This is a genomic window from Maridesulfovibrio sp. (assembly GCF_965230075.1).
Classification (GTDB): domain Bacteria; phylum Desulfobacterota; class Desulfovibrionia; order Desulfovibrionales; family Desulfovibrionaceae; genus Maridesulfovibrio.
Genome location: NZ_OZ245945.1, coordinates 1,006,056 through 1,019,112, shown reverse-complemented (window position 1 = coordinate 1,019,112; position 13,057 = coordinate 1,006,056). Strand labels below are relative to the sequence as shown.

13 protein-coding genes are annotated in these 13,057 nt (G+C 50.9%); all 13 read left to right on the top strand.

All coding sequences use genetic code 11. From position 1 onward, the window contains the following. Positions 1-30 precede the first annotated feature (30 nt). The 13 genes from ACO05Z_RS04515 (at position 31) to ACO05Z_RS04455 (ending at position 13,021) form a co-directional block, all read left to right on the top strand. Positions 31-276, top strand: coding sequence for a YlxR family protein (locus ACO05Z_RS04515; protein ID WP_421900947.1), 246 nt, complete (start codon positions 31-33; stop codon positions 274-276). 6 nt (positions 277-282) lie between these two features. After that, positions 283-3,153 (top strand): translation initiation factor IF-2, encoded by a 2,871-nt coding sequence (gene infB, locus ACO05Z_RS04510; protein WP_421900945.1) that lies wholly within the window; start codon positions 283-285, stop codon positions 3,151-3,153. A 49-nt stretch (positions 3,154-3,202) separates the two neighbouring features. After that, a complete protein-coding gene (locus tag ACO05Z_RS04505) occupies positions 3,203-3,490 on the top strand; it encodes a DUF503 domain-containing protein (RefSeq protein ID WP_421900943.1) in 288 nt (95 codons plus the stop codon). Positions 3,491-3,534: 44 nt separating this feature from the next. Continuing rightward, a complete protein-coding gene (gene rbfA / locus ACO05Z_RS04500) occupies positions 3,535-3,888 on the top strand; it encodes a 30S ribosome-binding factor RbfA (RefSeq protein ID WP_421900941.1) in 354 nt (117 codons plus the stop codon). After that, positions 3,851-4,816, top strand: coding sequence for a DHH family phosphoesterase (locus ACO05Z_RS04495; RefSeq protein WP_421900939.1), 966 nt, complete (start codon positions 3,851-3,853; stop codon positions 4,814-4,816). Before rbfA ends, ACO05Z_RS04495 begins: the two co-directional genes overlap by 38 nt. A gap of 13 nt (positions 4,817-4,829) precedes the next feature. Further along, entirely contained in the window at positions 4,830-5,762 is a 933-nt protein-coding gene (gene truB, locus ACO05Z_RS04490) for a tRNA pseudouridine(55) synthase TruB (protein ID WP_421900937.1), read from the top strand. A 72-nt stretch (positions 5,763-5,834) separates the two neighbouring features. Then, a complete protein-coding gene (gene rpsO, locus ACO05Z_RS04485; RefSeq protein WP_163292042.1) occupies positions 5,835-6,104 on the top strand; it encodes a 30S ribosomal protein S15 in 270 nt (89 codons plus the stop codon). Positions 6,105-6,354: 250 nt separating this feature from the next. After that, positions 6,355-8,595 carry a polyribonucleotide nucleotidyltransferase gene (pnp, locus tag ACO05Z_RS04480; RefSeq protein WP_421900935.1) on the top strand — a complete coding sequence of 747 codons (2,241 nt, stop codon included), beginning with the start codon at positions 6,355-6,357 and terminating at the stop codon, positions 8,593-8,595. A 163-nt stretch (positions 8,596-8,758) separates the two neighbouring features. After that, a complete protein-coding gene (locus tag ACO05Z_RS04475) occupies positions 8,759-9,676 on the top strand; it encodes an alpha/beta fold hydrolase (protein ID WP_421900933.1) in 918 nt (305 codons plus the stop codon). 160 nt (positions 9,677-9,836) lie between these two features. Beyond that, positions 9,837-10,469: a DUF6162 family protein gene (locus ACO05Z_RS04470; protein WP_421900931.1), complete on the top strand. Its 633-nt coding sequence runs from the start codon at positions 9,837-9,839 to the stop codon at positions 10,467-10,469. A 3-nt stretch (positions 10,470-10,472) separates the two neighbouring features. Then, positions 10,473-11,387, top strand: coding sequence for a metal ABC transporter solute-binding protein, Zn/Mn family (locus tag ACO05Z_RS04465; protein WP_421900929.1), 915 nt, complete (start codon positions 10,473-10,475; stop codon positions 11,385-11,387). Then, on the top strand, positions 11,388-12,116 hold the full coding sequence (locus ACO05Z_RS04460; protein ID WP_421900927.1) for a metal ABC transporter ATP-binding protein: 729 nt from the start codon (positions 11,388-11,390) through the stop codon (positions 12,114-12,116). It abuts the gene before it with no gap. Further along, positions 12,116-13,021 carry a metal ABC transporter permease gene (locus ACO05Z_RS04455; protein WP_421900925.1) on the top strand — a complete coding sequence of 302 codons (906 nt, stop codon included), beginning with the start codon at positions 12,116-12,118 and terminating at the stop codon, positions 13,019-13,021. Before ACO05Z_RS04460 ends, ACO05Z_RS04455 begins: the two co-directional genes overlap by 1 nt. Positions 13,022-13,057: the final 36 nt, after the last annotated feature.

The following is a 13,057-nucleotide window of genomic DNA, read 5'->3' as shown; positions in this document are numbered from 1 at the left end:
GGGGCAACCCCGGAGATTCAATAAAGGCAGTTGTATTTGACCGGAAAGGACAGCACAGAAAAACATGAACCCACGAGATCATGTGTCATTTGCAGGCAGCGTTTTGCCAAAGAAGAACTGTTCAGGTTCGTTGTGGGCAAGGGGGCTTCCGACAGCGGGCTTATTCCGGATGAGAAAAAGGTAATGCAGGGCCGAGGCTATTACGTCTGCGGCAATGAAAAATGCCTTGAAAGATTTAAATTTTTTCGGCCACGGAAGAAGAACTTCAGGGGGTAGAACCATATGGCTTCAAAAATCAAAGTAAAGGAATTGGCCACCGAACTCGGGGTCAATACCAAAGACATCCTTCAAAAACTCCGCGAAATCGGTGTACAGGCTAAAAGCACTGTAGCCACCATTGATGCGGAACAGGCTGACACCATCCGCAAAGAGCTTTCCGGCAAGTCCGGCAAGGTTGAACAGCGCGAGGTACAGCCCGGTGTAATCGTACGCCGTCGTAAAGGCGGACGAGGCAAGGCAAAAGCCGAAGAAGCGGAGACTAAAAAAGAGACTCCTGCAAAAGAAAAAAAGAAAGAAGCTCCTGCTGAAAAAAAACAGGAAGCTGCAAAAGAAAAGGCTCCTGAAAAGAAAAAGCCTGCCAAAAAGGCTCCCGCTAAAAGCGAGAAGCCCATGGTAAAAGTAATTAAGCCTGAAGATATTGAGAAAAAAGAAGAAGCCCCCGCAGTAGAAGAACCTAAAACACCCGAAGTGGAAACTCCCCCCGCCGCCAAGGTTGTTGAAGAAAAAGAACCCGTGAAAGAAGCTCCGGCTGAAGAAAACAAGGTTGAAGAAAAACCTGCTGCTGAAGCGAAAGAAAAAACTGCTGCGAAAGTAGAAGATAAAAGCGAAAAAGCGAAAGAAGCCGAGCCTAAGAAGAAAAAGCGCAAAAAGAAAAAAGAAGTTGAAGCGCCCAAAGTAAAAATCATTTCCAGACCTGATCCCAACCTTCAGGCAGCACAGCGTGCAGCAGAAGGTCCGGGCGGAGCAAGACGTCGTCCTTCTGACGGAGACAGACCCGGCGGTCGTCCCGGTGGCGGAAGACCCGGCGGCGGAAGACCCGGCGGCGGAAGGCCCGGTGGTGGACGTCCCGGCGGTCCCGGCGGCGGAAGACCAGGTGGTCCTCGTCCCGGTGGCGGTGGCGGAAGACCCGTTCCCGGCGCTCCGGCTCCCGGCAATGATCAGAGCAAGAAGAAGAAATTCAAGAAGGATAGACGTGTAGTCGAGTTCGGCAAGGATCACCGCAAGAATGATCAGGAAAGAGAACTTGAAAGCAAGTTTCGCGGCAAGAAAAGAGGCAAGAAAGGCAAGAACCGTGTAGAACAGGCTCCTGTTGTTCAGAAACCTCTTAAGGCTGCAAAACGTAAAATCAAGTTCAACGAGGCTATCCGCCTTTCCGACATGGCCCACCAGATGGGGCTAAAAGCTCAGGAACTCATCAAAGCGCTGTTCGGTCTCGGTGTGATGGCAACCATCAACCAGTCCCTCGACCTTGATACCGCAACTCTGCTTGCATCCGAGTTCGAATACGAAATTGAAAACGTATCCTACTCTGAAGAAGAGCTGCTTCTGCCTAAGAGCGAAGCGGATAAAGAGGAAAACCTCAAGCCCCGTCCGCCCATTGTTACCATCATGGGTCACGTTGACCACGGTAAAACATCCCTGCTGGATGCCATCCGCCACAGTGCGGTTACCGATGGCGAAGCAGGCGGTATCACCCAGCACATCGGTGCGTACCACGTTTCCACTGATCGCGGTGAGATCGTATTCCTCGATACTCCCGGTCACGAAGCGTTTACCACCATGCGTATGCGCGGAGCTCAGGTAACTGATATTGTTATCCTCGTTGTTGCTGCTGATGACGGCGTCATGGATCAGACCCGTGAAGCTATCTCTCACTCCAAAGCAGCCGGCGTACCCATCGTTGTTGCGGTCAACAAGATGGATAAAGAAGGTGCGAACCCCGAGCGTGTTCAGCGCGAACTGGCTGAATTCGACCTCGTACCCGAAGACTGGGGCGGCGACACCATGTTCGTTCCGGTTTCCGCCAAGCAGCGTACCGGTCTCGACGATCTGCTCGAAATGGTCCAGCTGCAGGCTGAAGTTCTCGAACTCAAAGCCAACCCTGACAAGGGTGCTCGCGGTAACATTGTTGAAGCGAAACTCGACAAGGGCCGTGGTCCCGTCGGTACTGTCCTCATTCAGGAAGGTACCATCAATCAGGGCGATCCCTTTGTCTGCGGTCTCTACCACGGTCGTGTCCGTGCGATGTTCGATGACCGTGGTCGCAAGATCAAATCCGCTGGTCCGGCCTTCCCGGTTGAGATTCAGGGTTTTGACGGCATCCCCGAAGCCGGTGACGAGTTTATCTGCGTAGCTGACGACAAAGTCGCCCGCCGCATTGCTCAGGAACGTAAACTCAAGCACCGTGAACGCGAACTGGCAGGTAAATCCAAGGTTACCCTTGAATCCTTCCTCGCCTCCAAGCCGGATCAGGATGCACAGACCCTCAACGTTGTCCTCAAGGCTGACGTACAGGGTTCACTTGAAGCGATTAACGAAGCTCTTGCCAAACTGGCTACCGATGAGATCAAGGTTGACGTTATCCACGGCGGTGCCGGTGCGATTACTGAATCCGACATCCTGCTGGCTTCCGCTTCACAGGCAATTATCATCGGCTTCAACGTAAGGCCGACTGTGAAGATCAAGGAAATCGCAGAGCGCGAAGAAGTTGAAATCCGCTTCTACGACATCATCTACAAGCTGGTCGGTGAAATCAAAGATGCTATGGGCGGTATGCTCTCTCCGGATATCAAGGAAGAGTACCTCGGCCAGGCAGAAGTCAAGCAGACCTTCTCCGTACCCAAAGTCGGTGTTATCGCCGGTTGTTACGTGGTGGATGGCAAGCTGACCAGACATGCTCAGGTTCGTCTGCTGCGTGACGGCGTAGTTATCTACACTGGTGCGCTGACCTCCCTGAAACGCTTCAAGGATGACGCCAAGGAAGTTGCCAAAGGCTACGAGTGTGGTGTCGGTCTTGAAAAATACAACGACATTAAAGAAGGCGATGTAATTGAAGCCTTCCAGGTTGTCGAAGTAGCAAGAACCCTCGAATAAGATAAATACTCAGGGACGGAAGCGCGGCTTCCGTCCCTGTCTTAAGACTATGATCATCGGCGTACTCTCACTGGAATTCAGACTGCACGGAAACAGATCACTCAAGGGAAAACGCAAAGTCTCCCTCAGCCTGAAGCAGAAGCTTCGAAACAAATTCAACCTCTCGGTATCTGAAGTTGATGCAATGGACTCCCACGAAAGGCTGGTACTCGCAGCAGTGACCGTCGCCAATGAAACTCGCAAGGTAGAATCGACCTTGTCAAAAGTACTCGCAATGATCGAAGCAATGGCACCGGCCGAGCTTGTCCACTGCGAAACAGAAATTTTCAGTTCCTGATCTACTTGATCAGGAATATTTTTTTAGAAAGACAGGTATACAAAATGAAGACTTCTACATCACGCCGTTCCGTTAAAATGGGCGACCAGATCATGCGCGAAATCGCCACCATGCTCATTCATGAGATTGGCGACCCGCGACTTGAGATGGTTTCCATCAGCGGAGTGCGTATGAACAAAGACAATCAAATAGCCGAGGTGATGTTCACCATGGCTGGGGACAAGGAAAAAATTGCAGCTGCAGTCAAAGCTCTAAATAAAGCAAAGGGTTATATGCGCAGCAAACTGAGCAAACGTATCCGCGTCCGCCAGATTCCCGAACTCAGGTTCGTGCACGACAACTTCCTTGAGGAGATGGTTTATGGAAGCTCGACTGAAAGAGATATGTCGAATTCTTAAAGAAGAAGACGACTTTCTCGTAGCAGCTCATTTCAATCCGGACGGGGACGCCTTAGGCTCCACCGCCGCCATGGGCTATATCCTTGAAAAGCTCGGCAAACGTTACCGCCTCTACAACCAGAGCGGTAAGCCCGAGGCTATGGATTGGTTCGAGACACCTTCCCCCATCCTAACCGAAATCCCCAAAGGGTTTGACGGCTGGTATATCATTCTCGATTGCGGCGATGCCCCGCGTATGGGTGAAACACTCATGAACGCCATGGATCCGGAAAAGTCCATCAACATCGATCATCACATGGGTAATTCCGGATTCGCTGCCGTAAACTGGGTGGACACCAACCGTCCGGCTGTTGGTGAGATGATCACCCTTATTGCCCGGGAACTTAAGATTTCCCTCTCCGGCAGACTTGGAGAATCCATCTACCTGTCCATTGCCACTGATACCGGATTTTTTACCTACAACAACACCAAGCCTGAGACCCTTGAAATCATCGCGGACATCATCCGCTACGGTCTTGATCTTGGTGAATTTGTACCCAAAATTCGCAACCGCTGGACCATGAAGCGCATCAACCTCTGGGCTACTGCGCTGGGCAAAATTGAAATGCACCATGAAGGACAGACTGCCCTGCTCTTTATTCCGCAGGAGATGCTTGACGAAGCCGGAGCCTCCGGTCCTGATTGCGAAGGACTGGTCAGCTTTATCCTGCGCATTCAGGGCGTACGCGTAGCTGTGCTAATCCGTGAAGACAGCCCCATGCGCTACAAATTCAGCCTGCGCTCCCAGTCCCGCGATAACGTACAGGTTGTAGCTTCCCTCTTCGGAGGCGGAGGACACAAGAACGCCAGCGGCGGACTTATTGAAAACACCCCAGACACCGTGCGCGAAAGACTTATCGCTGCTATCGGTGATAAAGTAATGAGTTAAAAGTTTTTAGAATATGGGAAGAAAGCCTAAAAAAAGCCCGTTCCAGAAACATGGCGTTCTGGTCCTTAATAAACCCAGCGGCCCGACATCTACTGATTGCCTCAATTCCATCAAACGTGAACTGAAGCAATACAAGATAGGCCACGCCGGAACCCTAGATCCTCTTGCAGAAGGCGTACTGCTGGTTATGCTCGGTCAGGCCACAAAACTCGGGCCTTATCTGCTGGGACATGATAAAGTGTACACTGGTAGTTTAAGTATCGGTAGAACTACAGATACTTACGACATTCAGGGCACTGAAACTTCCACCGGGGACATTTCCGAAATTACGGAAAAAATGGTGGAGAATGAAATTTTACACTGGAATGACTTGACTAGTCAGGAAGTTCCTGCCTATTCGGCTGCAAAGCATAAAGGTAAACCGCTCTATGAACTGGCCAGAAAAGGGGAAGAAACCCCGGTCAAAATCAAGAGCATTGAAATATTTGATGCAGAACCGCTGGAAGTGAGTCTGCCACTGGCCCGTTTCCGGGTTGGGTGCTCTGCCGGCACCTACATTCGCTCCCTGGTCCATAGCTTGGGGTCGCGGCTCGGATGCGGCGCGGTAATGGAATCACTTAGGCGTGAAGAAAGTCGGCCTTTCAGGCTGAGTGAAGCGCACAACCTCGATGAGGTTCTTGCCGATCCTGAAGGATTCGAGGCACGGATTATCCCTCTTGCGGATGCCCTGCCTCATTGGCACAAGTTTACCGTTTCGGAAAACATGTCCAAATCCATCAAGAATGGAACAAGAATACCTGTCGGGGATATTGCTGCTGATCAGGAAATTATCGAAGGAGAAAGGGCCATGTTCCTTGAATCTGACGGTACAGCTCTGGCTCTTATGGAGACAAAGCAGATCGACGGCAAGCTTCTCTGGGTAATTCTTCGCGGCCTGTGGGGCTGATTCCCCGCGGGAAATTCAACTTCCGGCACAAACTAAACATTCACGCTAAACCGTGAATTGGAGGATAACGCTATGGTTATGACTGCTGAAGACAAGGCAAAAGTTATTGAAGAATACCAGACCAAGCCTGGTGACACCGGTTCCCCTGAAGTACAGGTTGCTCTTCTTACTGCAAGAATCAAATACCTGACCGACCACTTCAAGAGCCACAAAAAGGATTTCCACTCCCGCACCGGCCTGCTCAAAATGGTCGGCCAGCGCAGAAACATCCTGAAGTACCTGAAGTCCAAAGACATTCAGCGTTACCGCGATCTTATTGCAAGACTTGGTCTGCGCAAATAAGCAGTTTCGGGGGAGGGTTTACCCTCCCCTTTTTTTTATAAATAGACACACATTTGTATTTTCATCTTGCTTGCCATCATATAGATGGTAGTTAGATTTGATTGAACAGAGGAATCCGTGCTCTCCTGCAATGGATTTTTAGTTGGCTGAGGAAGGGGTTCATCCCCGCTATGAAATCCTCCCTTAGCCGGCTGGAAAATTCGGACAGCACCGGGTTCCGTCATTACAACTTATTTAGAGAGGAATCTAAATGTTAGTACCTTTTGAACCCACTTCCGTAACCGGTCAGGTCGGTAATCTCGACATTACACTGGAAACCGGACGTATGGCTAACCAGACCAACGGAACCGTGCTGATCAAGTCCGGCGGCACCGTTGTTCTCGTTACTGCTGTCGGCATGCCTGCTGACGGTCCGCGCGACTTTTTCCCGCTGACCTGTAACTACCTTGAAAGAACCTACGCTGCGGGTCGCATCCCCGGTGGCTACTTCCGCCGCGAAGTCGGCCGTCCTTCTGACCGTGAAACCCTCGTTTCCCGTCTTATGGACCGCCCCATCCGCCCCATGTTCCCCAAAGCCTACCGCGACGAAGTTCAGGTTATCGCAACCGTACTTTCCGCTGATACCGATACCAACCCCGACGTACTGGCAATGACCGGTGCATCCGCAGCCCTGCATATCTCCGACCTGCCTTTCAACGGTCCTGTTGCTGCTGCCCGTGTCGGCCTCGTAGACAACGACTTCGTACTCTACCCCACCTACAAAGGTGTTGCTGAGCAGTCCGACCTCAACCTTGTCTTCGCCGCAACCCGCGACGCTGTGATCATGGTTGAAGGTAGCTCCCAGTTCCTGTCCGAGAATACCATTGCAGAAGCACTGGAATGGGGACACGAGCAGATGGCTCCCATGTTCGACCTGCAGGACGCTCTGCGCGAAAAAGTCGGTCGTCCCAAAATGGAAGTGGCTGAGCCTATAAAAGACGAAGAAGTTATCACTCTCGTTACCGAGAACTTTTCCGATGAACTCGACAAGGCACTGACTATTCCCGCAAAGATGGAACGTAAGGACGCCAAGTCTGAAGTAAAAGCCAAAGCCAAGGCTCTGGTTGAAGAAACTTTCCCCGAAGAGCCTGAAAGAGTAAAGGCTGTGGGCGATGTTATGGGCGACCTTGAAAAGAAAATCGTCCGTAAACGCATTGTGGACAAAGGCGTTCGTATCGACGGACGTGACCTGACCACTGTACGTAATCTTTCCATGGAAGTGGGCAGCCTGCCCATGACCCACGGTTCCGCCCTGTTCCGCCGCGGTGAGACTTCTGCTCTTGCTGTCTGCACACTGGGCTCCACCCGTGACGAGCAGCGTTTTGAAACCCTGATCGGTGAAGACACCAAGCGTTTCATGCTGCACTACAACTTCCCTCCGTACTGCGTTGGTGAAGCAAGATTCCTGCGTGCACCTTCCCGCCGTGAAATCGGTCACGGAACTCTGGCGGAACGCGCACTGCGCCCCGTACTGCCCGCAGCAGATGCATTCCCCTTCACCATGCGTGTAGTATCCGAGGTAATGGACTCCAACGGTTCTTCCTCCATGGCTTCCGTATGCGGCACCACCCTGTCCCTCATGGACGCCGGTGTACCCATCAGCGCACCTGTTGCAGGTATCGCCATGGGTCTCTGCCAGGAAGGAGACGAGTACTACGTTCTCACCGACATCCTCGGTGATGAAGATGCACTCGGTGATATGGACTTCAAAGTTGCCGGTACTGAAGAAGGCGTCACCGCCATTCAGATGGACATCAAAATCAGCGGTATCCCCGCTCAGGTTCTGCGCAACGCACTCGGTCAGGCTAAAGAAGCCCGCCAGATCATCCTCGATGATATGAAAGAAGTTATTGCCGAGCCCAGAGCGGAACTTTCCGTTAACGCTCCGCAGATGGAAGTACTGCAGATCAACCCCGAGAAGATTCGTGATCTTATCGGACCCGGCGGTAAAAACATCAAGGCGATCACTGCTGAAACTGCAGCCGACATCGACATCGAAGATTCCGGTAAGGTTTCCATCTTCGCTCCCACCCTTGAGTCCCTCAAGAAGACTGTGGAGATGGTTCAGTACTACGACCAGACCGCTGAGCTTGGTAAAAACTACGTGGGTACCGTTAAGAAGATCCTCGAAATCGGCGCGATTGTTGAAATCCTGCCCGGTCTCGAAGGCCTGCTGCACATCTCCCAGATCGACGTTGAGCGCATCGCTGAAGTTACCGATGTTGTACAGCTCGGTCAGGAAATCACCGTCAAGGTTGTTGAAGTACAGCCTAACGGCCGTATCCGCCTTTCCCGTAAGGCATGGCTCATGGAGCAGGCCGGACAGGAAGTCGATCTTGAGAAATTCAAGATGGGCGGAGGTCGCCCCGGTGGCAACCGTGGCGGACGTGACGGCGGTCGCCGTGACGACAGACGCGGTGGCGGACGCCGTGACGACAGACGTCGCAGGTAGTCTCTGCTACATAAAGAATATTAAAAGCCGCCGGGTGATTTACCCGGCGGCTTTTTTGTTTGGACGCAGCACTTTATGCCCACATTGACCGCCGGAAGCAGCACAGGTACACACAGAAATATTCTATAAATAACTCTGTCACATTACTAATGAGGATGCCGTAATGAAATTCAGCAATCAGCATACTTATTCACGCATAACCATGATTTCTGCAATCCTGATGTGCCTGTTTCTTTTGAACATCAGCACTGAAAGGGTACAGGCCGATATTAATTTACCGCACACAACCACTTCCAAAGATGGATCAACAATATCATACGAGGTATACGGTGAAGGTGACGTCCCCCTTATTTTTGTACATGGCTGGTGTTGTGACAGCAGGTATTGGCGGATGCAAATTCCGTACTTTTCCAAGAAATATAAAATTGTTCTGGTTGACCTTGCCGGACATGGACACTCATCTGCCGAACGCTCAAACTACACAATGAAATCATTTGGTGAAGATGTTGCGGCAGTAGTCAACGCTATAGACAGTGAAAAAGTTATTCTGATCGGTCATTCCATGGGCGGGCCAGTAGCTGCTGAAGCCGCAAGAATTATCCCGGATAAAGTAATTGCACTGGTAGGGATTGATACCTTTGAAAACGTTGAATACCCGCTTGATGAGAAGGGAAAACGCGAATTCCTCGCACCGCTTGAAAAGGATTTTCCCTCAGGCAGTAGAATGATTGTGAACACTATGTTCTCAAATTCCACTGCACATGACATCAGAGACTGGGTTCTGGCCGACATGTCCTCCGCCCCTCCAAGAGTCGCACTGAGTGCCAATCATGCGTATTTCGATCAATTCATAAGTGGAGAAGCCGCTGACATATTTAAAGAGGTTAGACAGCCGGTTTATTGTGTCAGCGGGGAACTATGGCCCATCAACTACGAGGCAAACCGTAGACATATGAGTTCATTCGATGCTGTAACCCTGAAGGGCGCAGCACACTTCCTTATGCTCGCTCGTCCGGATGAGTTTAACGAAGCTCTGGATAAAACAATAAAAACAATTCTCAAGACAGATAATCATAAATAAAATTCCATCACAATATACAAATCTTAATGGCACTGGGAAAATATCCCGGTGCCATTTTTTACCCTAATTCTTCCTATGTTTTTCCCCTGCCTTCTCTTGACGCGCTCTCAACTTAGCGATAATGATTTTCATCCCCGATATCAAGTTAGTAGGAATCCATATGAATAAACCCTCACGACAACTGGTTTCACCTTCAGGCAAAGGCAAGGAAACAATATACGTTCTGCTCACGGCACTGCTTGTAAGCGTAACCTGCGCCACGCTCATTTTTATCAATCAGAAACAGTCTCATGTAGCTGATTTGGCTGATTTCCAGATCAGGGCTTTTTCTGATCTCAACGAAAAGGAACTGGCTATTTTTAACGGCCTATACACCGCTGCGGTTGAAATCAATGAGATCCACAATGAGGAAGAAGAGTGGCTGACTGTAGCCCAGCTTGAAGAAGAACTATTGCCGCCCTTCACCAAGGATGCTTCATGGAAGAAAAACGGGCGTTTCAACTGGGAGCGGACACTGCGTCCTGCCGGTTCCATGGATATTGCTTTATACACTGGTCATCCAAGCCAAGGTGCAGAGACTGGATCATTCATACTACTTTTTCTCCACGACCATAAACAAAGGCAGGGTAACGCTCGCACTGAACCGAGCCATGCACCGTATGAAATATGGTTTCACTCCTCTGCAAACAAAGCTGCCCCGCAAATCGCAACTGATCAGGGTTTCATTTCTGCCGGATGGAAAGAAGTCATCGCTTATAGCGGGGAAGATGAAGTCAAAAGGATAAAAGGATAGGACATGACACACATTAAAATTTTCATACTGACTACCTTACTGCTTCTTGCTTTTTCAGCGCAGGCACAAGCCAAGAAACTGATCATCGGCACCACTCTGCACCCCTACTACAGTTTTGTAACCAACATTGTACAGGACCGGGCTATTGTACAGCCCTTGATCGGTGAAGGGTTCAACCCGCACAACTACCGCCCCCAACCAGAAGACATCAAGCGGGTCATGAATCTGGACGTGCTGGTGGTTAACGGTATCGGTCATGATGAATTTGCCATGGAAATCCTTGAAGCAGCCCAGATGAAGGGTAAAATCCCGGTCATCTTCGCTAACAAGGATGTTTCACTCATACCGGTTGCCGGAAACATGGACGACCTGAGAATCGTCAACCCGCATACATTCATCTCGGTTACGACCTCCATTCAACAAATTTACACTATAGCTTCTGCATTGGCTGAGATTGATCCTGATAATGCTAAATTCTACAAGAAAAACGGACGTAAATACGTGCGCAAGCTGCGTAAGCTCAAAGCCAAGTACATGCAGCGTATTGCCGACCTGCCGGACGTAGAATTCCGCTGCGCCACCATTCATGGTGGTTACGACTACCTGCTGCAGGATTTCGGCCTTCAGGTAACTGCGGTAATCGAACCCAACCACGGCCTTAAACCTACCGCCAACCAACTCGCCAAGACCATTAAGAAGATTAAAGCCCTTAAAGTGGACGTTATCTTCACTGAGATGCATTTCCCGGACAAATATGTGGATACAATTCACGAGGAAACCGGAATTCGCATCCGCCACCTCTCCCACCTCACCGGAGGCTCCTACACCCCGGAAGATTTTGAGCAAGGGATTGAAGCCAACATGAAAGCCCTGACCGACGCCCTGATAGAGGCTCACAAGATCAAGGAAGGAGAATAAATGAATACCATGGTCAAAACAAAATACGGCCCGTCTATCAGCTTTGAAAATGTCAGTCTGACCCTCGGCAGCACCAGTATTCTAAAAGACCTCAGCTTTGAAATATACTCCGGGGCACTTCATTGCATTATCGGTCCCAACGGTGGCGGCAAGACTTCCCTGCTGCGTTCTCTGCTGGGACAAATGCCTCATTCCGGGAACATCAACATACACTGGCAGGACAATCGGACCATCGGTTACGTACCCCAGACCTTGAACTACGACACGACCCTCCCGGTCACTGTGGAAAATTTCATGTCCATGACCTGCCAGAACAGACCGGCTTTCATGAATCCGTCAGCCAAGGACCGGGAAGCAATCGAAGCAGCCCTTGAACGGGTCAATATGGCAGGAAAATCCAAGCGCATTTTCGGACAACTTTCCGGCGGAGAAAGGCAGCGTGTGCTGCTGGCTCAGGCCCTGCTCCCTGAACCTGCCCTGCTCATCCTTGACGAACCCACCACAGGGCTGGACAAATCCGGGGCAGCCATCATGCGCGGATTGCTTCAGGAACTAAAAGGCAGGGGAGTGACTATCCTGATCATCCACCATGACCTCATGGAAGTGAAAGAAATCGGTGACTGCGTGACCTGCATCAACCGCGAAGTTCTTTTCTCCGGCTGCCCCACAGAAGAACTTTCCGCAGAGCGCATCCTGAATATCTTCAGCTCAGCAAGGAAGGCAGCATAATGGAACTCATCTACGACCTGATCAGAAACCCGCTCATGGAAATGGGCAAAAACGGCGTACTGCCGGATTATTTCCAGTACGCCTTTGTCATCAATGCCTTGATCTGCTCCCTGCTGGCAGGACCGATCCTCGGCGGAATAGGGACTATGGTGGTCGCAAAGCGGCTGGCCTTCTTCTCACAAGCTGTTGGACAGGCAGCACTCACCGGGGTTGCTCTCGGGATCGTCCTCGGCGAACCGTACACCGCTCCTTATGTCTCACTATTCGGCTTCTGCATCCTCTTCGGACTGCTCATGAACTACACCCGCAACCGTACGCGCATGTCCTCAGACACGGTCATAGGGGTATTCCTTTCCATCTCCCTTGCAGTTGGGGCCTGTGTGCTGCTCTACGTGACCGGAAAGGTCAACATGCATGTGCTGGACAATATCCTTTTCGGTTCTATCCTGACGGTGAACAATACTGACATCAATGTGCTGGCTGTCATCTGCATAGTTTGCGCAGCGGTTTGCCTGCCCATGTTCAACAAAATCCTGCTGGCAAGCTTCAACCCCAGCCTTGCCCACGTACGCGGAATCAACGTTAAGCTGGTGGATTACATGTTCATCCTCATAATCACCGTGATTACCGTTGCAGCACTGAAAATCGTCGGGGCAGTTCTGGTGGAGGCATTATTCATTATCCCGGCTGCCGCAGCGCGTAACATCAGCAAGTCCATGCGTGAATTTTTCTTTTACAGCATGCTCTTTGCCACCCTGAGTTGCCTGCTGGGCGTGGTCATCCCCATGCAGTACGAAATACCCGTGCCCTCCGGTGGGGCGATCATCATTGTTGCAGCGGTATTCTTCGCCCTGACTTCCCTGCTGCGCGCAACACTGCCTTCTTTCAGAGAAGCTGCGATTTAGGAGATTGATGCGCTATCGCGCTTTTACAAACTGATT